This is a genomic window from Deltaproteobacteria bacterium, assembly GCA_019308905.1.
Lineage (GTDB): Bacteria > Desulfobacterota > BSN033 > WVXP01 > WVXP01 > JAFDHF01.
In genome coordinates, this window is record JAFDHF010000051.1 from 1 (window position 1) to 23,059 (window position 23,059).

22 protein-coding genes and 1 pseudogene are annotated in these 23,059 nt (G+C 57.0%); 13 read left to right on the top strand and 10 right to left on the bottom strand.

The genetic code is table 11. From position 1 onward, the window contains the following. The first annotated feature begins 1 nt into the window (after position 1). A complete protein-coding gene (locus JRJ26_15025) occupies positions 2-745 on the top strand; it encodes a glucosamine-6-phosphate deaminase (protein MBW2058801.1) in 744 nt (247 codons plus the stop codon). Between the two features lie 192 nt (positions 746-937). Then, complete coding sequence (locus tag JRJ26_15030; GenBank protein ID MBW2058802.1) at positions 938-2,107, top strand: 2,4-dienoyl-CoA reductase; 1,170 nt, start codon at positions 938-940, stop codon at positions 2,105-2,107. A 38-nt stretch (positions 2,108-2,145) separates the two neighbouring features. Here JRJ26_15030 and JRJ26_15035 read toward each other — a convergent pair whose 3' ends face one another. Beyond that, positions 2,146-2,946 (bottom strand): 3-ketoacyl-ACP reductase, encoded by an 801-nt coding sequence (locus tag JRJ26_15035; protein ID MBW2058803.1) that lies wholly within the window; start codon positions 2,944-2,946, stop codon positions 2,146-2,148. Between the two features lie 337 nt (positions 2,947-3,283). On the opposite strand from JRJ26_15035, the gene JRJ26_15040 reads away from it, so the two are divergent. Then, entirely contained in the window at positions 3,284-4,504 is a 1,221-nt protein-coding gene (locus JRJ26_15040) for a 4Fe-4S binding protein (protein MBW2058804.1), read from the top strand. A gap of 155 nt (positions 4,505-4,659) precedes the next feature. Here JRJ26_15040 and JRJ26_15045 read toward each other — a convergent pair whose 3' ends face one another. Continuing rightward, on the bottom strand, positions 4,660-6,102 hold the full coding sequence (locus JRJ26_15045) for a glucuronate isomerase (GenBank protein MBW2058805.1): 1,443 nt from the start codon (positions 6,100-6,102) through the stop codon (positions 4,660-4,662). 454 nt (positions 6,103-6,556) lie between these two features. Here JRJ26_15045 and JRJ26_15050 point away from each other — a divergent pair, with 454 nt between their 5' ends. From JRJ26_15050 to JRJ26_15080, 7 genes are all read left to right on the top strand, one after another. Beyond that, positions 6,557-7,726, top strand: coding sequence for a substrate-binding protein (locus tag JRJ26_15050; protein MBW2058806.1), 1,170 nt, complete (start codon positions 6,557-6,559; stop codon positions 7,724-7,726). 146 nt (positions 7,727-7,872) lie between these two features. After that, positions 7,873-8,730, top strand: coding sequence for a branched-chain amino acid ABC transporter permease (locus JRJ26_15055; GenBank protein ID MBW2058807.1), 858 nt, complete (start codon positions 7,873-7,875; stop codon positions 8,728-8,730). A gap of 17 nt (positions 8,731-8,747) precedes the next feature. Further along, entirely contained in the window at positions 8,748-9,722 is a 975-nt protein-coding gene (locus JRJ26_15060; GenBank protein ID MBW2058808.1) for a branched-chain amino acid ABC transporter permease, read from the top strand. Beyond that, positions 9,719-10,471: an ABC transporter ATP-binding protein gene (locus JRJ26_15065; GenBank protein MBW2058809.1), complete on the top strand. Its 753-nt coding sequence runs from the start codon at positions 9,719-9,721 to the stop codon at positions 10,469-10,471. The genes JRJ26_15060 and JRJ26_15065 overlap by 4 nt, the downstream gene beginning before the upstream one ends. Further along, on the top strand, positions 10,458-11,186 hold the full coding sequence (locus tag JRJ26_15070; GenBank protein ID MBW2058810.1) for an ABC transporter ATP-binding protein: 729 nt from the start codon (positions 10,458-10,460) through the stop codon (positions 11,184-11,186). Before JRJ26_15065 ends, JRJ26_15070 begins: the two co-directional genes overlap by 14 nt. A 23-nt stretch (positions 11,187-11,209) precedes the next feature. Then, the gene (locus tag JRJ26_15075) at positions 11,210-12,205 is read left to right on the top strand and encodes an amidohydrolase (protein ID MBW2058811.1); all 996 of its coding nucleotides are present in this window, start codon (positions 11,210-11,212) and stop codon (positions 12,203-12,205) included. Between the two features lie 113 nt (positions 12,206-12,318). Next, positions 12,319-12,966 carry a cysteine hydrolase gene (locus JRJ26_15080; GenBank protein MBW2058812.1) on the top strand — a complete coding sequence of 216 codons (648 nt, stop codon included), beginning with the start codon at positions 12,319-12,321 and terminating at the stop codon, positions 12,964-12,966. Between the two features lie 69 nt (positions 12,967-13,035). Here JRJ26_15080 and JRJ26_15085 read toward each other — a convergent pair whose 3' ends face one another. The 3 genes from JRJ26_15085 to JRJ26_15095 are packed head-to-tail and all read right to left on the bottom strand — an operon-like array spanning position 13,036 to position 14,886. Continuing rightward, entirely contained in the window at positions 13,036-13,332 is a 297-nt protein-coding gene (locus tag JRJ26_15085; protein MBW2058813.1) for a hypothetical protein, read from the bottom strand. A gap of 27 nt (positions 13,333-13,359) precedes the next feature. Then, positions 13,360-13,905, bottom strand: coding sequence for an O-acetyl-ADP-ribose deacetylase (locus JRJ26_15090; GenBank protein MBW2058814.1), 546 nt, complete (start codon positions 13,903-13,905; stop codon positions 13,360-13,362). 27 nt (positions 13,906-13,932) lie between these two features. Then, complete coding sequence (locus JRJ26_15095) at positions 13,933-14,886, bottom strand: TIGR01212 family radical SAM protein (protein ID MBW2058815.1); 954 nt, start codon at positions 14,884-14,886, stop codon at positions 13,933-13,935. A 134-nt stretch (positions 14,887-15,020) separates the two neighbouring features. Here JRJ26_15095 and mnmG point away from each other — a divergent pair, with 134 nt between their 5' ends. Continuing rightward, a complete protein-coding gene (gene mnmG, locus JRJ26_15100; protein ID MBW2058816.1) occupies positions 15,021-16,922 on the top strand; it encodes a tRNA uridine-5-carboxymethylaminomethyl(34) synthesis enzyme MnmG in 1,902 nt (633 codons plus the stop codon). Positions 16,923-16,964: 42 nt separating this feature from the next. Here the strand turns inward: mnmG and JRJ26_15105 are convergent, their stop codons facing one another. The 4 genes from JRJ26_15105 to JRJ26_15120 form a co-directional block, all read right to left on the bottom strand. Beyond that, a complete protein-coding gene (locus JRJ26_15105; GenBank protein ID MBW2058817.1) occupies positions 16,965-17,723 on the bottom strand; it encodes an SUMF1/EgtB/PvdO family nonheme iron enzyme in 759 nt (252 codons plus the stop codon). 104 nt (positions 17,724-17,827) lie between these two features. Further along, the gene (locus tag JRJ26_15110; GenBank protein ID MBW2058818.1) at positions 17,828-18,937 is read right to left on the bottom strand and encodes an ATP-dependent 6-phosphofructokinase; all 1,110 of its coding nucleotides are present in this window, start codon (positions 18,935-18,937) and stop codon (positions 17,828-17,830) included. Between the two features lie 214 nt (positions 18,938-19,151). Further along, complete coding sequence (locus JRJ26_15115) at positions 19,152-19,370, bottom strand: cytoplasmic protein (protein MBW2058819.1); 219 nt, start codon at positions 19,368-19,370, stop codon at positions 19,152-19,154. 16 nt (positions 19,371-19,386) lie between these two features. After that, positions 19,387-19,758, bottom strand: coding sequence for a zinc ribbon domain-containing protein (locus JRJ26_15120; protein MBW2058820.1), 372 nt, complete (start codon positions 19,756-19,758; stop codon positions 19,387-19,389). Positions 19,759-20,074: 316 nt separating this feature from the next. Between JRJ26_15120 and JRJ26_15125 the strand changes: the two genes are divergently transcribed. Next, a complete protein-coding gene (locus tag JRJ26_15125) occupies positions 20,075-20,872 on the top strand; it encodes a hypothetical protein (protein ID MBW2058821.1) in 798 nt (265 codons plus the stop codon). A gap of 104 nt (positions 20,873-20,976) precedes the next feature. Here the strand turns inward: JRJ26_15125 and JRJ26_15130 are convergent, their stop codons facing one another. Continuing rightward, positions 20,977-21,699, bottom strand: coding sequence for a hypothetical protein (locus tag JRJ26_15130; protein ID MBW2058822.1), 723 nt, complete (start codon positions 21,697-21,699; stop codon positions 20,977-20,979). 143 nt (positions 21,700-21,842) lie between these two features. On the opposite strand from JRJ26_15130, the pseudogene JRJ26_15135 reads away from it, so the two are divergent. Next, positions 21,843-23,037 (top strand): annotated as a pseudogene (locus JRJ26_15135) (IS3 family transposase). Positions 23,038-23,059 lie beyond the last annotated feature (22 nt).

Sequence of the window (23,059 nt, forward strand, 5' to 3'; positions counted from 1 at the left end):
GATGGAGGCAAAGGTGGAGATACAGGTCTATGATACCAAGGAAGCGTGTGGCGCAGCAGCAGCAGACAGGGCGGCTGCGACTCTCAGAAATGCTATTGAGGCAAAGGGCCATGCGAGTTTTGTTGCGGCCACCGGAGCTTCCCAGTTCGAGTTCCTGCAAAGCCTGACAGAGCAGAGGGCGATCGACTGGGAAAAGACGACCATGTTCCATCTCGACGAATACATCGGTCTCCCAGAGGACCATCCGGCGAGTTTCCGCCGTTACCTGAAAGAACGACTGATCGGACGGGTGCATCCCGGCAGGGTCCACCTGATCCAGGGGGATGCGGAGGATCCTTCGGCCGAATGCCGGCGACTCAACCGGATCATCTCCCTGGAAACGATCGATGTGGCCTTTGTAGGTATCGGAGAGAACGGGCACCTCGCCTTCAACGATCCTCCTGCTGATTTTGATACCGAAGATCCTTACATTGTGGTGGAGTTGGATGAAGCGTGCCGGAAGCAACAATTCGGCGAGGGCTGGTTCTCCTCAATGGACGAGGTTCCCAGGAAAGCCATCTCCATGTCGGTTCGACAGATCATGAAGGCTCAGACCATAATCTGCACGGTTCCGGACAAGCGCAAAGCCGAGGCGGTAAGGAAGTGCCTGGAAGGAGAGATCTCCCCCTGGCATCCTGCCTCAATCCTGAGAAAGCATCCCAAGACTTTTCTCTACCTGGACAGGGACTCGGCTTCCCTCCTCTGAGAAGGCATGCCCTAGGGGCTTCGGGGGAGAGCAGGGAAGAGGGGCGGCCCTTGAGAAGACCTTCCGGAGTCCTTGCCAGAAAGACGACCGGGCCGCCCGGGGCAAAGCCAAGGCGCTCTCCGATACCGCACAAGGGAGGTGAGGGACATTAACCCGGAGAAGCTTGCTTCAAGCATCCGCATAGGAAACAGGGTGGCACCGAACCGTATCGTCAATCAGCCCATGGAGTGCAACGACGCGGACGACTCCGGCAGTCCCACCGAGCTCACCCTCAGGCGTTATCGCAGATTGGCCGAGGGAGGAGCAGGGGTCATCTTCGTCGAATCCCTCACGATCTCCTATGAGAGCCGGGCCAGGAAGAACCAGTTGAAGATATCCGAAGATACGGCAGACGGGCTCGCAAACCTGGTGCGAGAGATGCGCCGGATCAACAGAGAATCTCTCATCCTCTTTCAAATCAATCACTCTGGAAGGCTCAGCCATGGGACCTTCTCCAAGGTCGTATCGGTCTATCCCACGGGGGATCCCGGGATCCACCTGTTGGAGCGGGAGGAGATCGAGGAGATTGCCGGGGATTTCGTCAAGGCGGCGGTCATTGCAAGGGAGGTTGGAGCGGACGGTATCGACTTCAAGCACTGCCACGGGTACTTCGGGGCGGAAATGGTTCGGCCTGCCAATACACGGCAGGACAGCTACGGCGGCACATTTGAGAACCGGACGAGATTCTTCAGAGAAACAGTGGCCAGGATGAAGAAAGCACTTGGAGACGGATCCTTCATCATGGGGACGAGGTACTCTGTCTACGAGGGAATACCAGGGGGATTCGGCACAGAGGGGCCACAGGAGGTCATAGAGGACCTGGCCGAGCCGGTCGCATTTGCCAGGGTGATCGAGGAGAGCGGCATGGACTATATCAACGTCTCCGCAGGGATACCCTCTCTCACCCCTGAAATCGTCAGGCCGACCAAGAAGTATCCACCGGGGGTCTACAGGCATTTCGGATGGGCCAGGGCAATCAAACACGCCGTAAGGATTCCGGTGATCGGCTCGGGGTACTCATATCTGAGAGACGGCAGGAACGACCTCGCAGAACCCGACCCGGCCAAGAAAGACTTCCTTTACTGGGCCGAGAAAAACCTCTGCCAGGGACACGTCGACCTCGTGGGAATCGGAAGGCAATCCCTGGCAGATCCCCTGTTCGCGAAAAAGATTCTGTCCGGCAAAACAGATTCGATCGATTTCTGCCGCACCTGCGGGGGTTGCAGCGTCCTCCTGCGGGCACAGAAGCCCGTCGGGTGCACCATCTATGACAGATACTACAGAGAGGTGTTGCGCCAAGTCAGGAAAGAGGCCAAAGGATGAAGCCCCACTCCCTCCCGGGCCACAGGCAGGCAAAGCCTTCACAAGGTCCTCAGGTGGAATCCACCATCCACGTCTATTACTTCCCCCGTGGAAAAGGGGAAATAATCTCTGGCAATGGCCAGGACGGCCCGTGCCACGTCCTCCGGGGTTCCCCATCTTCTTATAGGGGTTACCCCCTCGGATATGAGCCGATTGTATTTCTCTCTCACCGGTGCGGTCATGTCGGTCTCCATTATGCCCGGCCTGATCTCGTAGACCCCGATACCATACTGGGCGAGCCTCACCGCGAAGAGGGCGGTCGTCATGGAAAGACCCGCTTTTGAAATGCAGTATTCACCTCTGGAGGGCGAGGCGGTATACGCGCTCACCGAGGATATGTTTATGATCTTGGGCGTACGGCGTTTGTCCTCTCTCTTCTGCTCGATCATCCAATTGGCAACCCGCTGGGTGAGAAAATAGGGCCCCTTAAGATTCACTTCGATCAGACGGTCGAAGCTCTCCTCCGTCGCCTCGAGAATATCCACTCTGGATTCAGGAGCCACACCTGCGTTGTTGACGAGGATATCGAGCCGGCCAAAGAGCTCGGCGATCGTCTTCACCAACCTCTCACGGTCCGATCCGACCGATACATCGGCCTGGAGATACTCCACACGGCCTCCCAGGGACCCCACTTTTTCGATGATCCCTCTCGTCGCCGAAGGTGAAGCCCTTCCGTTGAGGACCACTGTGAATCCCTCCCTCGCAAGGGCCATGGCTATTCCCAGGCCGATTCCCCGCCGCGACCCGGTCACCAGGGCCACCTGGCGGGCTCCCCTGTTCTGCTTCGCTCTCCTGTCCATCTCCACATCCACCCCCCCGGGGGGTTACTTTCTCCTGGGACCTCAAGGGTCCACCGGAACATATAGAGTATGAACATCCCCACCAGATTCTATATCACACTGAAGCCGGATAGGCCACAGGCTCCTCACCGCCCCTCTCAGGTTACCTGGAGTTGGCCCCTTGACACCCTTGCCCGCTTCCGCTATGAATGAACGTGACCTGACAGTTCAACAAAAACGGCCCCACCACGTGGGAGGGGGTATCCTTCTCCGAGGGAAGGAGAGGCACGCCCGGAGAGGAAAAGACTCCTTGCGAACGCTCACAGATTCCGCCGGTGACTAGAGAGGAGAGGTTGCCGTGAAAGAAGATCTTTTCTACCTGCCCATTCGGCTCGGCGGACTCGAATTGAAGAATCCCTTCATGGTCGCCTCAGGCCCCACGACGAAACGGGTCGACCAACTCGAGTTGGCAGAACGCTCGGGTTGGGCCGCGGCGTCGGTGAAACAGACCTTCAATCCAAAACCCTACATGAATTATGAACCCCGTTATCGCTGGCTGAAAAAGGAGATGCTCCACACCTTCACTGCGGAATACCGTCTCGACATGGACCAGGGGCTGCGGGTGGTCGAGGGGGCAAGGAAGAGATGCAGGGAAATGATGATCATCGCCAACTATTCCTATGTGGGGCCGGACCTGGAAGGCTGGCAAGATGCTGCAAGGCGCTTCGAGTCGGCTGGAGCTCAGATGCTGGAGTTGAACTTCTGCTGCCCCAACATGTCTTTCAATGTGGACGTTACCTCCCGCCAACGCAACGACGATCGCCCCTCATCCGGAGCCAGCATGGGCCAAGACGAAGATTCCGTGCGCAGGGTTATCGAGATGACACGGGAGGTCACGCGACTCCCCCTCATTGCGAAGATCACCCCTGAGGGGGGCCGCATCGCGGAGGTCTCCAGGGCGGCGCTTGAAGCAGGCGCAGCGGCAGTCTGCAGCGTGGCGAACCGATTGGGGATCCCCCCGATCGATGTGTGGAACTACAAGAAATCGATTTACAATCTACAAAATGAGAACACCATGGGTTGCCTCTCCGGGCCCTGGATCAGGCCGCTGGCCCTCAGAGACGTCTATGAAATCAGGAGCCTTCTGGGCCCGGAAGACTCAATTATCGGAACAGGAGGCATGGCGTCCTGGGAAGACGCGGTGGAGATGATGATGTGCGGAGCCGATTCGGTCGGCGTCTGTACCCAGACAATGCTCGCAGGATTCGGGTTCCTGGAAAAATGGATGAAATCGCTGAAGGGCTATATGAAAGAGATGGGCTTTCAGAACGCCCGGGATATCCGTGACTTATTGATCCGGGAGATAAAACCTGCCTCTGAGCTTAACGTTTGGCCGGGATGCGCCCTGGTCGATCAGGAAAAATGCTCGTCCTGCGGCCTATGCGTCGAGATAGGACACTGCAATGCTATAGCCATGACCCGGAAAGGTGCATTGATCGATCCAGAATTATGTGAGGGCTGTTCAACTTGCATCGACATATGCCCCAAGGGGGCCATCTCCATGGCCAGGAGGGCCTGAGATCGCCCCCCTACTCAGCTTCTACGAGGCAAGAGCGCTTTTGCTCCAGAATCCCGATTCTCTTCCCTTCTTATGATTCCCTCGCAGCATGCGTGCTTGTAAACTCAAGTTGCTTAAGTACCTACGTCCCCTTTCTTTTGGACTTTCTTTTGGATCTATCCCAAACAAAAGAGCCGGGCCTGGTTCTCGTACATGAGCGCCTTTACGGCTCGGATTGCACCAGACCTGGACATCTGCCCATCCGAGACCAGCCTGCCAATCGCCCTGCATATCACCCGATCAAAGACCTCAAATCGGCTTCCCTCTGACAGGATCTTTCTTCCGTCGCAGACAGGGCCACCGCTTGAACTTAGCAGCGATGCGCCAGCAGTATGGAGCAGGTACTGCTCCATTACATAGGGCGTGTCATTGTGCCACCATGGAAACCCCGCATGGACATTGGGAAAGGCCCTCTCCAACATGACGTTGACATGAGCAAATGTTTGATTCATCGGGTACAATATGAGGTGCGATTGGTTGTCCGCTTCTCCACTGAAGAACTTCGAAAGCAGGGGTATGAGGTTTTCGACAATATCGACCCTATCCGATACAACATCACCGCCAACGTCCATTCCCCAATTCCTGAACAGGTATTGGTTGGCATTTCTGAAGGCACCGTAATGGATCTGGGTCACCATTCCTTTTTCCCGGTTCATCTCACAGAATCTGTGCATCATGTACGAGATGAATTCTCGTGTTTCAGGAGATCTTATCCCGTATTTCTTCCTTCTTTCGTAAGCTTCATGAAAGATTCTCTCCGCCCTTGTGTCTGTTACCTCAAGGCCGTAAGGTTCCAGCAAACCGTGATCGCTCGCCCTTGCCCCGTTCCGCGCAAAATGGTCGTGCCTCTCTCTCAGGGCCTCCACAAGGCCCTTGAGTGTCGTATCCTTTCCGGTCAAATCGCATATGGCCTCGACCTTTGAACGCCAGTCATCGCTGAAAATGTTGCTGTAAGCATCCGGCCTAAAGGTCGGAAGAAAGGTGATTCCCCCTATGCCCTTTGCCATCTCGTGATAGCGTAGATCATCTGAGGGGTCGTCCGTGGTACAGATGACCCTTGCACGGATCCTTTTCAATATGGCCTGGGGCAGCAATTCTTTTCCTTGCAATCTTTCATTGGCCAGTGTCCATATTCTGTCGCCTGTATCGGCGCCGAGCAACAGTTCTATGCCGAATAGCCTGCGCAAGTCTAAATGCAACCATTGATGAACATGGTTCCCTTCAATTTCGGGAAAAACCCGGCTCAGGGCCATCCACTTGTCGTAGTCGGAGATTTCAGGATCCCTTGCAAGAGCCTGAGAAAACCCAGGTATTTTTGCTGCAAGTTGGATGATGTAATGATCGTTGTTTGCATATTCATCTCTGGGCTCAAGCACCTCTGCCCGCCAAATATTCGGGAAAGGCCGGTTTTCGACGATCTGCCTTAGATTATGGTGCGTATGGGTGTCAACGATCCCCACTTTTTGTCTAAAAGAAACCGCAACTTCGTGGTACAAGCCTATGGCTTCCCTTGTGTCCAACAGCCAATTCGCTCCCAAAAACCCCTCTTCCCCGGTCATTTCCTATCTCCCCCACACCCGATTTGCGCTGTCCCGCTTCCAGAAACAGACCTCTCCTAGGTTAGTAGAAATCTGGGACCGAGTCAATTTCCCACCGGGTCCCTTCCAGGATTTCCGCCTGACTCGGCCAGGGGCCGGCCCGTTCAATCCCCGGAGGTCTACCCCGGAAAATGGAAAACAGTTGACAGCCCTAAGCTCCTATCCTATATTAGGGTCGAAAAAATCTCTGTTGCGTGGGTGGAGACACGAAAAACCACACCGCCTGGGAAAGGGGGTGAGACGCTTGTAGATGTGAGACCGGGGAGCCGCATCGACGGGTTCATGGGAACGGCTTATCGATTGGGTATCGGCCGTATGAGCCGCTCCTGAATTGAGACATCGGTTCGGAAAGGTTTGAAGAGAACTCGGCTGGGAGGCGAGGTGAGGACCTAAACTCGAAAAGGGGGTATTGATCATGACGAGGAGAATTCTTGTTCTTTCTGTTCTGTTCATGTTTGCCCTGGCAGTGAGTGGGAACGCCTTTGCCGCGGGCAAGAAGCAGGTGGTCAAGGTGGGGCTCCTTGTTCCGCTTACCAACATCGGAGCCATTTTCGGGAGCTCGATGCTGAACGGCGCCAAGGCTGCCATCAACGAGTACAACAGTTCAAACGGCAAGTTCCGGATAAAGTACTACGTCGAGGATACCGCCTTTAACCCGCAGGTGGGCTCCCAGAAGGCCATCAAGCTGATCGAGCAGACCCGGGTGGATGTCTTGATCGGGGTGCTGGGGACCCAGATCCGGCAGGCGGTTTTCAACGTCACTTCCAAAAAGGGAGTCATCTACATGAATCCCACCTACGATCCGGGCGGATTGTGCGACAGGTACTATTTCAGCACGGGAGCGGTGATCAACCAGCAGTTCGGGGAGTTTATCCCCTGGATAATCAAGAAATTCGGGTCAAAGTTCTACCTGATCGGTTCCGATTACGCCTGGCCCCGGGAATCCTTTGCCCTGGCCAAGAAGATCATCGCCTCAGAAGGCGGAAAGGTGGTGGGAGAGGAGTACGTGGGTTTCGGAGTTCCTGATTTCAGCGACGTTTTGCGGAGATGCATGGCAGCCAAGCCTGACGCCCTGATCTTCCTGGTGGCCGGGACCGACGGCGTCACCTTCATGAAGCAGGTTTCGGATTTCGGAATGAAGAAGATGATGGGGATCACATCGGCGGGTTTCACTGAACTGGCAACAGCGGGATTGAGCCCCGAGACCGCAGATGGTATCTACACCTTTGCCGACTATTTCATGACCGTGGACACGCCGGAGAACAAGAAGTTCATCGCGGATTACAGGAAAGCCGCCGGCAAGGACGATCTTGTCGACCTCTTCGGTGTGAACATGTACAACAACGTCAATTTCTACACCGCAGCTCTGGAAAGAGCGGGAACAAAAGACAGGGACGCAGTCGCCAAGGCCCTGCTCGAGGTGAAGCTCAAGTCGCCTTCTGGTGAGATATTCTTCGACCCCCGAAACCAGTACGCCCATCTCCGTTCTTTCATCGGTGTCTGCAAGAAGGATATCTGGCCCATGTTCGAAATCATCGAAGACTACGGCATCCTGGCTCCGGAGCCCGGATGCACGGTTCGTTGAGCCACGGGATCCATGAGCCGGAATATGTTTCTGCCCCATCCGGGGCAGAAACATATTTTTTTAGAAGGCCCACGCGCCGGGCCGCCTGCCTGGACAGAGACGAGACTGAACCGAGTCATCACGGGTATGGGGGAGAGTGCTGATCCATGTTCGGCGAGATATTCGTTCAGGTGATGAACACCATCAGTTTCTCCATGATTCTCATTCTCGGGGCGATCGGACTTTCGATCATCTTCGGCCTGATGGGTGTGATCAACATGGCGCACGGTGAGCTCTTCATGCTCGGAGCTTATGTCGCCGTCTTGGCACAGAAGGGCAGCGGCAATCTCTGGCTGGGCATAGCCCTGGCTCCCGTGATCGTAGGAGTGGTAGGCCTGGCCATCGAGTTCGTGGTACGGAGGTTCTACACGCGGCCCTTGGTCACCCTCCCGGCTACGTGGGGGATCAGTATCATAATCCGCCAACTCGTGAAGATGTTCATCGGCGTCGGCAACCAATCCCTGATCAACCCGTTCAGCGGAAGCCTGGGTATCTTCGGAATCGTCTATCCCAAGTACAGGATCTTGCTTCTGGTCGTTACGGGGATGGTTCTTGTGTTTCTCTTCTTCCTGTTCCAGAAGACCTCCTACGGATTGAAGTGCCGGGCGATCATGCAAAACCGGGAGATGTCATCGGTTTCGGGAATCAACGTGGTTCGCATGGATCAGTGGACGTTCTCTCTGGGCGCGGCCCTGGCAGGACTGGCCGGTGCCATCATGGCGCCTCTCATCACCATCAACCCGGAGATGGGCCAGACCTTTCTCGCCCAGTCGTTCATCGTGGTCATACTCGGCGGGATAGGAAATCTCTTCGGCATAATTGGAGGGGCGATCCTGGTAAGCGGAACGCGCTTCTTCCTCTCCTATTTCGTCAGGCTGACCATCGCGCAGATCGTAGTCTTTGTGGTGGCCATCATGGTGATCCGCTTGAGGCCTCAAGGACTGTTTGGAACAAAGGCGCCGTAGAATCACGGACAGCAGGAATGGTGAAGATTAAGAGATTTGACAAAGACCTTGGGATCGCGGCCGTCGTATTCTCGGCGATACTCGTCTCTCCTCTTTTTTCGAGCGTATACCATACCAGGATACTCGCAAAATTCGTTCTCTTCGGCATTTTCGCCATGAGTCTCGACCTGGTCTGGGGGTATGCAGGAATTCTGAGCTTCGGGCACGCCGCCTATTTCGGTCTTGGAGCCTACACGGTCACTCTGGTGCTTTCCCATGTCCAGACCGGGGGCACGCTCCTCGCCATCCTGGGGTCCATATTTCTCCCGATCTTGGTCGGGCTCTTCCTGAGCTTTTTTCTCATCTACGGCAAGGTAAGCGGTGTATATTTCTCCATCATCACCCTCGTGGTAACACTCATCATGGAACAGCTGGCCATTGCCTGGTATTCTCTGACCAAAGGGCTGACGGGGTTCTTTCCCGTTCCTCCGATCACTTTCTTCTCTTACCACCTCGACGCAGATACCACGGGAGGATTGATCACCTATTTCTACCTCGTGGTCCTCCTCGCCCTGGTTGTCTATCTCCTGCTCCTTGCCCTTTCGAGATCCAGATACGGGTTGCTGCTGCAGGCTCTCAGAGACGACCCTGAAAGGACCCGGTTTCTCGGTTTCAACATCGCCGCTGCCAGGACCATCTGTTTCACCCTTTCCTGTGGGATCGCCGGAGTTGCAGGGGGGCTTCTTGGTCCCCTGGAGGATTTCGTTTCTCCCGATCTCCTTGGACTGCTGTTGTCGACAAACGTCATGATCTGGGTCGCAGTCGGTGGCAGGGGCACGCTGATCGGTCCCTTCCTCGGCGCCATCGTTCTCAGCTACCTGGAAACGATTTTGAGCGGCATTATCGTGGAAACTTGGTATCTGATCATCGGGGTAATCCTGGTCGTGGTCGTACTCTTTCTGCCCGATGGCCTCCTGGGATCCATCCTCAGAAGAAAGGGGGGAAAGGTGTGACGGTTCGGCAGGGTGATTTCATGCTGAGAGTCGAGCACCTCACCCGCCGGTTCGGCGGTTTCACGGCGATCGACGACATCAGTCTCGGTATCGAAGAGGGAGAGATGCACTGCATCATCGGACCCAACGGGGCCGGCAAGACCACTCTCTTCAACCTCATCACCGCCAAGCTGAAGCCGGATTCGGGAAGGATCTTTCTCAGGGACCGGGATATCACCGATCTCACAACAGAGGAGATCTGCCATCTTGGAATCGGCCGAAAGTTCCAGGCCCCTTCTATTTTCACCCATCTCACGGTGATCGAGAACATCCTGGTCGCAGGATACGGCAAATACGGGTTCTCCCACCTCCTTTTCAGGGGCGTGCAGGAGAGAGACAGGGCCCTCGCCATGGAGATCCTCCGCAAGATCGAACTCGATTCAAAGAGGGACCACCTCGCCTCCTCTCTCTCCCACGGGGAGAGACAGTGGCTGGAGATCGGCATGCTTCTCCGCAACGAACCGGATCTACTCCTTCTCGACGAGCCCACCGCAGGGATGACACCGGCAGAGACCCGGGAAACCGCGTACTTGATCAGGGACAACCTGAGCGACCTGACAACGGTGGTCATCGAGCACGATCTGAAATTCCTGCGGGAGATCGCAGAAGAGGTGACGGTGCTTCACAATGGAAGGATCCTTGCCACGGGCAGGTTCGACGAGATAGAGAACAACGAGGAAGTAAGAAAGGTCTACCTTGGAAGGGAGTGAAAAAAAACCCTTGGCTCTCCTGGCGGTGCAAAACATCTTCGTCTATTACCGGGATGCCCTGATCCTGAACGACGTCAGCCTCACGGTCGACAGGGGAGAAATCGTCTGCGTCCTGGGCAGAAACGGCGTGGGAAAGTCGACGCTCCTGCGGAGCATAGTGGGCTTGACCCCTCCTCGGGGAGGCCGCATATTCTTCGGAGGCCGGCTGATCTCCGGCAGATTCCCCTATCAAATCGTGAGAGCCGGGATCGGCTATGTTCCCCAGGGAAGGCTCATCTTTCCCGAGCTCACGGTAGAGGAGAACCTTAGGGTAGGGACCTTCATAAGCGCCCAACCAACGCGCCGGATCGAACCTGATGTCTTCGACTACTTCCCTTTTCTACGGGATCGACTGAAACAGAAAGGAGGAAGGCTGTCCGGGGGAGAGCAACAGATGCTTGCCATCGCCCGGGCCCTGGCCGGAGATCCGCGGATCATGATTCTCGACGAGCCCACCGAGGGCATTCAACCTAGCATCATCCAGAGAATCCTCGAACTGATTCGCAATCTCAACAGGGAAAGGGGGCTCACAATCCTGCTTGTCGAACAGAACATAGATTTCGCATTCGACCTCTCTTCCCGTGGTTACATAATAGAAAAAGGCCGGGCCGTAACCGAGGGGGGGGTCGATCTCCTGAGGGAAGACCACACGGTGAAAAACTACCTCACCATCTGACCGTCCAAAAGGAGGGAAAGGGGATGATTATCGACTGTCACAACCACGTCTTGGGAGCGGGTTATCCGGGGTACGAGAAGTTCATCAAGGAGATGACCCTGGGATACTTCAGGTCCCAGGGCAAGCTCCCCACCGAAAGAATGCCCGTGGACGAGGACTGGAAGGGACTGGAGTATCTATGGGAGCCCATCGATCCCGAGGTTCTTATCGCGGACCATGACAAGTGCGGCATCGACAGGTCGGTGGTTCTCGGCGTAGCCCCCTCCGAGTACACCCCCTACATGGTGAGGGGGACGATCGATCTCAGGGGTTTCACCGATGTGCCTGGACCTCCATCGATCGAAAAGACGAACGACTACATCGCCGCCGTCGTGAAGAAGTACCCGGATAAGCTCATCGGGATGGCGGCCGTGAACCCAAGATTCAGAGGGCCTGCGGCTGCGGTGGAAGAACTGGAGCGAGCCGTCCAGGATCTTGGATTGACGGGTCTAAAGCTCTATCCCTGCTATGATCACTACGCCCCGAACGACTGGGAGTTGACCTACGGGCTCTTCGAAAAGGCCCAGCAGCTTGGGATCCTGGTGATGGTTCACCAGGCTTCAACACCTGTCATCGATGCCCCTCTGGAATACGGGAGGCCCCTTTTGCTCGATGGGGTAGGGCGGAAGTTCCCCGACCTCAGGCTCCTGGTGTGTCATGGGGGGTTTCCCTGGGTGGACGAGAATCTGGTCCTCGTGGCCAAGCATCCCAACTTTTACATGGATCTGTCCTATATGAACAGTATCTACACCCGTCGAGAGATGTACCGCTTCCTTATCCGGGCAAAGGCGTTGGGGCTCCCGTGGTCCAAGATATGCTGGGGAACGGACTATCCGGGCTTTGAATTCCCTGAGACCCTCTTGCCCAAGTTCCAGACCCTCAACGACGAGGCGAGAGCCCTTGGAGAACCCGAGATCCCGGAAGACGAGATCGAAAAGATGCTGGGAAGAAACTTCCTGGTCGCCGCAGGGCTAGCCTAGACCCCCAGCAAATCGGCTTTGAGACAGATGAGAAAGGCCCTCTTTAAGAGGAGGCCTGGCTCGCAGAATCCCGGCCTTACAAAACAGCAAGACTATCAGAGGAGGAGATGACGATGGAAGAAAAGAAAACGGTCCCGTACAGGATGGAGATCGACAAGACCGCTCTCATCGTGGTCGACATGCAGAACGATTTCGTAAGGGAGGGCGCACCCATGTCGCTCCCCTCCTGCCGTGAGGCCATCCCAAATGCAAAGCGTGTAGTCGATGCCTGCAGGAAGGCCAAGATCCCCATAGTCTATCTCAAATTCATCGCAGGCCCGAAGCAGACCCTCATCTGGACCTGGTCTCCCAAGCTCTTCCCCGACGTGAAATGCTGCTGGAAAAACCACAAGAGGTACTATGACGACATCAAGAAAGAGGCGGAGGCCAGTGACATCATCGAGGAGATCTATCCGCAGCAGGGAGACGAAATCGTCGAGAAATACGGGTACAACGGCTTCTACGACTCGAATCTCGAAAACATACTCCGGGCGCATCAGGTGGAGTACACGGTCGTCATCGGTGCCCTCACCCCGATCTGCGTGGACGACACCATAGCGGGCGCCTTTGAAAGGCAGTTCAAGGTGCTCGCCGTCTCAGACGCCATGGGGACCTTCGAGGAGGAATTCCACAGGAACTCCCTCAAACGCATAGAGATGAAATACGGCAGGGTCCTCACGACGGACGAGTTTCTGCACGAACTCGAGGCCGCCCAGACCTGAGCAGCCCGGCCGCACCCGCCCTCGTCGAATCCGGCGACTCGGGGTGGCGCGGCCGGTTTTGCCAAAGGCTCATTCTACGCGGACCTTCTTGACCACCGGCTTCTGAATCGGGATATGGCGGATCTCTTCTTCCAGGCGGGTCTGGATCCGGTCCAGAGTCTGGGGCAGAGGTATACACTCCAGGACGATCCGGAGCCCCTCCTCGCCCCGGGCCTCCTCAAAGTGAAGCCCGAAGACGATCCCCTCGAGGCGCAGAAAGGATTCCAACCTGTTCTTGATCCTGCGTCTCTGGTCGGAACTCAGTACCCGGCCATCCGTGAGAAAATGGGTGTGGATCCACGTCTCACTTCGCCTGGAGATTCTCAACCCTCCAGCCTCCTCGGAGAATCGACTCTACTGGCCCTTCTGCGCGGTCAGATCGCGGAGCGCCTTTTCGTATGCCCTCAGGATCCCTTCACTGAAGAGAACGAATCGTACCTCTTTGATGTCCTGGTGCTTCTTGAGGTAGTCGATGACCGTGGACAGGGCGACAGAGGCGGCTTCCTCCACCGGATAGCCGTAGGCTCCCGTACTGATCGAGGGGAAAGCGACCGTCTTCAAACCATTCTCGCTCGCCACTTCGAGACTCCTCCGGTAGGCACTGGCGAGAAGGTCCCGGACCTCTTGGTTCCCCCGGCGGTAGACCGGCCCCACCGTGTGGATCACATGTCTCGCCTTCAGATTGTACCCCCGAGTGATCTTGGCATCGCCGGTGGGGCACCCCCCCAGGGTCCGACACTCCGCTAAGAGCTGGGGACCCGCAGCCCTGTGGATGGCCCCGTCCACACCACCGCCGCCCAGGAGGGAGGTATTGGCCGCGTTGACTATGGCATCTGTGTCCTGTTGTGTGATGTCCCCCTGGACGAGTTCGAGAACCGAGCCGTTGATTGTAACTCTCATGACGTCACCTCCTTTTTCCCAGAACCTTCACCCAGACAGCTCGGCGGGGACCGGCCTCTCGAACCGGCTGCCTTCGAAGGCCTTCCCCTGCCACGTGTGTCGCTCTCGGAGCCCGTCACGAATAGCCTGGAGATTCGCCTGCTTCTCAAGGGCCCAGAGCGGCGCCACCAGCTCCTGTGGATGAGGGTCCCCTGTGAGCCGATGAATGATAACCTCAGGGGGCAGCAGTGAGAGGAAATCGCACACGGCATCCACATAGGCTTCCCTGCTCAGACAACGATACGCCCCCTGTTGGTAGAGACGGTGGAGCGGCGTGTTCCTGATCACGTAGAGAAGGTGAATCTTGACACCCTGGATATCCATCCGGCCCAGGGCGCGCGCTGTTTCCAACATGTCGGACTTGTCTTCCCCGGGAAGCCCGAGAATCACGTGAGCACAGACCTCCAGGCCTCGCCTCCTGGTGCGGGCAACGGCATCGACAAAGGCCTCAAAATGGTGCCCCCTGTTTATCAGGTCGAGTGTCCGGTCGTGCATCGATTGGAGGCCGTACTCCATCAAGACATAGGTCCTTTGCCCCATTTCGCCGAGAAGGTCCAAGACGGGTTCACCCACGCAGTCGGGGCGCGTACCGATCGTGAGTCCAACGACATCCCGAACCGAGAGAGCCTCATCATAGAGCCGGCGCAGGCGTTCCAGGGGCGCATAGGTGTTGGAAAAGGACTGAAAGTAAGCGATGAATTTTCGGGCCTTGTAACGGCGGCGGAGAAGATCCTTGCCCCTCTCAAGCTGCTCGGTAATCGACAGATGCCGGGAAAGGCCGGTTCCCGACCCCAGAGGATTACAGTAGATGCAGCCGCCCACGCCGACCCGCCCGTCGCGGTTGGGGCATGTGAGGCCTGCATCAAGGCTGATCCTCTGAACCCTCGACCCGAATCGCTCGCGCCAGGCCGTGCTGAGGTCGCGATAGAGTGGACGGGACATGCTAATATTATATATAATTAGGAGCTTTGAGGCTATCTTCGAGTCGCCGGGCCGGGTGACTCAAGCCGCTCTAGCGGGGCATGCGGTGATTTCTGGACGCCGAGGGCGGCTAGTCTCCAGAGGCAGAGAGAGCAATGAGCGATTATCCCAAGTGCTACGATGTGATCGTCGTCGGAGCCGGTCATGGAGGGTGCGAGGCCGCACTGGCTGCGGCCCGAATGGGTTGTGAGACGCTCCTCCTAACGATCTCTCTCGATACCGTGGCCCACATGCCCTGTTCACCCTCTATCGGCGGATTGGGGAAGGGGCAGTTGGTGAAGGAGGTAGATGCTCTTGGGGGAGAGATGGCCAGGATCACGGACCTTACAACCATCCAATCCCGGATACTCAATACGAAAAAGGGGCCTGCAGTCCAGGGAACGCGTACCCAGAACGATAAGGTCCGCTACCGGAACCTCATGAAGGGCGTCCTGGAGAGGCAGCCCAACCTTGAACTCAAGCAGTCTCTGGTCGAGGAGATTCTCGTCGAAGGCGGCAGGGTTGCAGGAGTGAGGGACCATATCGGGGCCCTCTTTCTGGGCAGAACCGTCGTTATCACCACAGGAACGTTCCTGCACGGCCTCGTCCACATCGGTACGAGGCAGATCCCCTCTGGGCGGGCAGGTGAATTCCCCGCTGACAGCCTGGCGGAAAACCTCATGTCCCTGGGCTTCGAGATGGGCCGGATGAAGACCGGCACTCCTGCCAGGGTCCTGCGAAAGAGCATCGACTTTACCAGGTTTACCGAGCAGAGGGGGGACGAGGATCCCCGTCCTTTCTCGCTCTTCACCGAGAAGATCCCGCTGCCCCAGGTTTCGTGTCACATAGGCAACACCCACCGGGGAACCCACGAGATAGTGCGGCGTAACATCCATCGTTCCCCTCTGTACAGCGGCATCATCAAGGGGGTGCCGGCCCGGTACTGCCCCTCTCTGGAAGACAAGGTCGTCAAGTTCGCCGAAAAGGACCACCACCAGATAGTTCTCGAACCAGAGGGCCTGGACACAGAGGAGATCTACCTCAGTGGGACGGGGAATTCCCTTCCCTATGAGGTTCAGATCGAGCTCCTCCGGTCGATTCCCGGTCTTGAAGAAGCAGAGATAATGAGGCCCGCCTATGCTATCGAGTACGACTACGTTCAGCCCACACAGCTCAGGCCGACCCTCGAGACAAAGAAGGTGGGAGGCCTGTACCTGGCCGGCCAGGTCAACGGCACTTCCGGTTACGAGGAAGCAGCAGCCCAGGGGCTGTGGGCGGGCATCAACGCGGCACTCCAGGTGCAAAACCGCCCCCCCTTTGTCCTCGACCGATCCCAGGCCTACATGGGGGTCATGATCGACGACCTGGTGACCCGCGGCATCCGGGAACCTTACCGGATGTTCACCTCACGGGCGGAGTACCGGCTCCTCCTCAGGGAAGACAACGCCGACCTCCGTCTCCTCGAGAAGGGCTGCGAACTCGGCCTCCACGATCAGGACCTCCTCGACGATCTCAGGGAAAAGAGACGGATGATCGCGGAAGAGCTCCAACGACTCGAGAAGACCCACGTGAAACCCTCTGCCAGGGTAGCTGCCCTGCTCGGAGACCGGGGTTCAAGCCCCATTGAAGGCTCCACCCCCCTGATCCGTCTTCTCAAGAGACCGGAGATCACCTACCAGGACATATCGGCCATCGAGGGCAGGCCTTCCCGCCTCCCCCCTGACGTGGAGCGGCAGGTGGAAATCCAGTGCAAGTACGATGGATATCTGCAGCGGCAGGAGGCAGAGGTAAGGAAGTTCAAGCATCTGGAAGACATCCAGATCCCGGAAGACTTCGACTACGGCAAGGTACCCGGCCTTTCCCACGAGGCCCGGCAGAGACTCGCCGAAATCCAGCCCCTCTCCCTCGGGCAGGCCTCACGAATCTCGGGCATCACACCTGCCGCCATATCGATACTGATGGTTTTCCTGAAGCGTTACAAGGAAGTGACACATCTGGCCCGTGGAGACCGACGATAGCGGACCTCCCGGTCCAATGGAGTGGCAGATACAGGAGGACCTTTACACGGGTCCTGTCCTGGGAATCTCCTTGACGCAGCGAAACCCGAGCCACTGGGCCCCGCCGTCGGGATCTTCAGGGGACCAACGGGTACTCGCCCTCACAAAGGTAGCTCGGCCGAGGAAACAGCCTCCTTTCATGAGGGGCATGTCCTCGACCCAAAACCCCTCACACATCTCCCAGACGTTACCAGACATATCATAGCACCCATAAGGGCTTGCTCCCTCCGGGAAACGCGTAACCGGGGTTGTCCTGCCGATCCCCAGTTCCGCCGAGTTGCACCGCCCCGGATAGAAATCGTTCCCCCAGGGCCACCAAAACCTGTCCGTGCCCCGCGCGGCCTTCTCCCATTGCGCTTCGGATGGGAGAGCTTTGCCGGCCCAGGATGAGTAAGCCCTGGCATCATCCCAACCCAGTCCCACCACGGGTTGATCAGGCTCACTCCACCCAGGCTGCTCCCACAGAAGGGGTATCCGATGGCCAGTCTCAAGGAGGAACCGTTCGTACTGGGCATTGGTGACCGGGTACTTGTCGATGTAGTAGGCTTCTGTATGGACCTGCCTGGCCGGAACCTCTGTGGCGAAAACCGGGTTTTCCTTTCCGTCCAGTGCGAATATCTGCATCAACTCGTCCCTGTCTATCCCCATGGTAAAAGGACCTTCAGGAATCAGGATCATCAGGGCATCATCGTGGGGTGACCGGATCTCAGCCGGGAAAGGCGGCCCTCCGGTCTGCTCCAGGATATTCCATTCTCTCTTCATGACGCTGTCCGTTTCGATCGCCCTCCAACCGTCCTACACTTCTCGTGTCGCACTGCCAGCCAAGGTATCCCGGTCTCTCGAGCCGACTCGAGAAACCCTGGGATTCACGCCGAAAGGAGAGTGCGCCGGCCGTTGTACCGTTCGGTATCGTACTGGGTTCTCACATCGACCTTGTTGATCTTCCCGACCGCCTCCTCCAGCGAAACCGCCGTGACCTGGCCGTTCCGGAAGCTCACCATTTTGCCGAAGTTCTCCTGAACGATCAGATCCACGGCAGCGATGCCGAAGTATCGACCCATCCGGCGATCGTACGCGCACGGAGCGCCTCCACGCTGCAGGTGACTCAGGCAGACGGACCGTGTCTCCAGGCCCGTACCCCGTTCGATCCCTGCCGCCAAGAACTCTCCCACACCGCCCAGGGTCACGTGGCCGAAGCCGTCTCTTCCTCTTCCCCTGGTAATCTCCGTCCCCCCTTTGGGTTTTGCCCCCTCGGCCACGACTACGATCTCATACCGGTTTCCCAAAGCTCGTCCCTCCAAGAGGAGATCGTTGACCCGATCGATTTCAAACTCATACTCCGGAATGAGAATCATATAGGCACCGCTCGCCTCTCCCCCTTCTAGAGCAAGCCAGCCGGAATGCCGCCCCATGGTCTCCACGACGAAGATCCTTCTGTGGGACCCGGCCGTGGTCCGAAGGCGGTCGATCTCCTCGGTTATAACCTGCACGGCCGACTCGAAACCCAGGGTATAGTCTGTCCCTGACAGATCCTTGTCAATCGTCTTCGGGATCCCTACGACCTTGACCCCCATGGTGGAGAGTCTGTGAGCCACTCCCAGGGTGTCTTCCCCGCCGATGGCTACCAGGGCCTCTATGTTGAGATACCTGAGGTTATCCATCAGCCTTTCACTCCGATCGTCGGCCGGGTCAAAGGGATTGGTCCTGGAGGTTCCCAGGTTGGTTCCGCCATAACGATCCCAGGTCCGGACTACAGCCTGGTCCAGGGGGACGATATAGTGGTTCAGGTCCTCTTCCCGCCTTGCATCTATGTCCGCAATCCCTCTCCAGCCCTCGCGGATGCCGAGCACCTCGAATGTGACGTGGCGTTCTCTCTCCAGTCTGGGATCCAGGGCCGTCTTGACCACCCATTTGATGGCCGGGTTCAAACCGGGACAGTCTCCTCCACCTGTCAAAACACCTATCCTTATTGCCATATCTCAACCTCCAGATCCTGAAATCGGATCAGCCCGCCTCTGCACCCCCTATGGGCATACCTGCAGACCACCAACAAACCGGTTCTTCGTCACTCGACCTGCCCAAACCCGAAACGGTAATTGCTATGAAAATATCCCCTGGCGAGTCAAAGGTACTTCACGAAGGGATCGAGGCCGGATCTTGACCGCAAGACGGACTGTTCCGCAGATTGTCCTAGACAAGGACCTCCACCTGCTCTCCGCCTTTGACGGTTTTTGACCCGAGAGATTCAGAACAATAGGCGCAGATATACTCGTATATTTCGCCGTCAATCAGTACCAGGAGAAGCCGCTTTCTCACGGGCACCGCTCTCCCGCACCGCGGGCAGTAAAGGGAGGTGGCCTCAAACTCCTCAAACGCACCCTTTTCTTGACCAATATCCTCTCTTCCCATCTTACCCGGAAGGGGCTCACCCCTCTGTTTCCGTATCCGTGCCATCCCCTTCACCATCTCCACCACCCTCCAACTCATCCATGGCTCCGTCAATCATCTCGTCGATCTCTTCATCCGAGATGTCTTCCCCCATCTCTCGACCCATCTTCCTCATCCACCTGGCTACGCTGGCGGGATCATTCTCATCCAAGCCGCTCCATCGTGAGGGGTCGGCCAAGCTCTCCATCCGGCTCTCCTCGGACCGCAACACCCTCACACGAGAGATGATCCGGGTCATTCGCCGGCTCTTGCAGTATTTGCAGACGGGACGGAAAGACTCGTGAATAGAGATAATGAGAAAATCGGAAACCCTCCCGCAATCTTCACATCGAAATTCATAGATCGGCATAAGAGCACCACGGAGAAGAGATTTTCCGCCCGAGAAAGAGCATCTTTTTATATTATCGTTTCATTTTCCGATCAGTCAAGGGCGACCTCTGACTCCAAACACGCCTTCAAACCAGGCCCCACCGTAACAGTCCGGCCGACCGAGAGCCTTGACACGCAGATCCTCTTGTGATAGCTAAATCCGAGTCTCTTCCAGCCATCTCTTCGTCCGTGGCCACGGGTACCGCCTCGGCCGTTCAATCCCTGGCGACACAGTCCTACCTGTTCTGTCACGGGAGAAACCGGACTTTGGAATCTTACGCAAGAGGGATAAAGAAATGGACCAACTTCCCTATGAACTCGCCTTCATGCACAAATTCAATCTCCACAAACTCGCACGGCTGTTGATCGAGGATGATGACATCAGATCGATAGCACGCGTTTACGGCGTGGAGGAGAGGGTACTCGGATCGATCGAGGACAGGTTTCGCAGGAATCTCGCCGCCTTGGCCGATGAGCTGCGGAGCAGGGTGGCCTCGAGGGCGAAGCAGTCCCCCTGTATCGTCGCCGCGATCGGGGATTCAATCACGAGCGACCGCGAGAGTTGGGCAAAGATACTCAACGAATTCTGGAAAGATAACAACCAGCGCCGTGTTATCGACTGTGCCGTCTCCGGTGACACGACCTGCCATGTCAAGGACAGGTTCTATTCGACCGTGATGCGGGAAACCTTCGACTGGGCGGTTCTCTTCCTCGGAACGAACGACTGCCGCCAGCTTGACGACGAGGCACATGTTTCCATCGTTGGTCACGACGAATACAAGAGGAACATGCGCTATTTCACCGAAACACTTCTCGGACTGGGGAAAGAAGTCATTGTCGTGACCGTTCCTTACGTTGACAATGAACGGCTTCAGGCGTATTTCCCTGAGGGCAACTGGGTGTACAGGGACGAGCTGATCGATCAGACAAACGAGTTCCTAAGGGACCTATCCGAGAAAACCGGAGCAAGACTGGCCGACCTGGCAGTTGCTCTTCAGGCCTTCGACGGAGAAGTGCTCGAAGAGGACGGGATCCATCTGAACCGGAATGGCCAGCTTATCTTGTGTGAACTCCTGCTCGGGATTCTACCATAATCCCGGGGCAACGGGATCCGTTCCCCGTGTAAGGGGGCAGGATCCCCTTCCAGCCGTCTCCGAGCAACAAGAAAGAGCTGCCAATTGGAGATATGGGCGGGGAATCATTCGAAAAGGCTCATGATATGGACGGCCCTCTGGGGCGAGCCGTTCTTGATCAGGATATCATTCAGCTGGATCAGACATCCGGGGCATGCGGAGACAACGAAATCAGCCCCAGAGGCCGCGATACCATCGACCTTCTTCTGCGCGATTCTCTCTGACAGGTCGGGATGATAGATACTGAACGATCCTCCCATGCCGCAGCATCCCTGTTCCTTTGGAAAATGTACCTCGACCCCCTGCCTGGCAAGAAAGAGCACCGTGTTGACGGCAACATCGGGATAGATGTAGTCCATGCTGCATCCGGCAAAGAATCCGACCACGGCCCGCTTTTCCACGCCTTCGGGCGGTGCAACGGTCTCGGGCAAACGACTTCTGAGAAAGGTATCGGCAACAAGAGGGATGTTTCGGCCCCTCCTGAGACCGCTCATGAATTCCGGGAGGTGGCGGATCTTGCCGTCCAAGTCGGATTTGGGCAGGAGGCGCTGGACATTGGATGCCAGCCTTACCAGCAAACCAAAGAGCCGCCTTCTGGGAAGGAGGCATTGAAAAATCAACCTTTCCGTGAGGCGGAGACCCTTGTTGGCCGAATAGTCTGCCCGTGCAGCCATGACGATCTTGTCCACCGGTACATGGGCAGGACAATTGACAACACAGGTCTTGCAGACCAGGCAGGTTTCCAGCTTTTCGAGGAGATCACCTGTAAGAGCCAGTCTGCCCTTCAACGCCTCCTTGACCAGAGCGATCTTACCCCGCGCAACACCGCTTTCTTCATGGATTTCGCGATAGATGGGGCAGGTGAAAGAACAGAGACTGGAGTTGACCCGGTTTCGTGGACACTCTAAACTTTTGGGAGGAGGTGTTCATGATGTCGAAGACAAGACCCCCTTATGCCCCGGAGTTTCGTCGCCAGATGGTGGAGTTGACGAGAGCCGGGCCTAGCCCCGAGGAGCTGGGACGGGAGTTTGAGCCCTCGGCCCAGACGATCCGCAATTGGTCCGCCAAGCCGATCTGGACCAGGGGCGACGCTGCGATGGCCTGACTACGGCTGAGTGGGAGGAGTCAGGAAGGCTGCGTTCTGAGAACCGCCGGCTTCGCTTGAAGCGGGAGATCTTGGCAAAAGGGGGGGCCTGGTTCGCTCGGGAGACCGACTCGGTGCCACGGAGGTCTTGGAGTTCGTGAAGGCGAATCAGGCCGTCTATCCTATTGCCACGATGTGCCGAGTACTGGGTGTCTCCTCCAGTGGGTACTACGGGTGGCGGACCGTGGACCTTCGGTGCGTGCCGGGCAGGATGAGGCATTGACCATACGGATTTTGGAGATTCACGAGCGTTCTCGTGGTACCTATGGGGTCCCTCGGGTTCATGCCGAGCTCAAGGATGATGGAGTCTTTGTGGGTCGAAAGCGTGTTGCACGGCTGATGCGTCGGGCAGGTCTTGAGGGTGTCAGCCGGCGCAAAGGAACACGGACGACCATTCGGGACCGTGATGTCCATACTGTCCCAGACCTAGTGAAGCGGGATTTCACGGCTCCTGGCCCGGATCGGCTGTGGGTTGCCGATATCACCTATATCCCGACCTAAGCAGGGTTTTTGTTCTTGGCAGTGGTGGTTGATGCCTCGAGCCGTCGGGTGGTAGGCTGGGCCATGGCCACTCATCTCGAGACCGAGCTTGTGCTGAATGCCTTGGAGATGGCTCTCTCGCAGAGGCGACCCGCCGGGGCCATCCATCACTCCGATCAGGGTTCCCAGTATACCTCTATCGCCTTTGGCAAAAGGTGTCAGGAGGCAGACCTGCGTCCCTCAACCGGTTCGGTGGGTGACTGTTACGACAACGCCCTGTGTCAGAGCTTCTTTGCCACGCTTGATTGGTGAACTGCTCGACCGGACCAGCTTCCGCACTCAGACCGAGGCCCGCATGGCGGTCTTTGAGTTCATCGAAGGCTGGTATAACCCTTCCCGTAGACATTCAGGAATTGACTATCTCTCCCCTCTGAATTACGAAAGGAGGTACAAAGCCTCACTTGAGACCGAAAGCCCTAACCTATCCACTAGACCGGGGTAACTCCAGACAATAACCCTTCAAC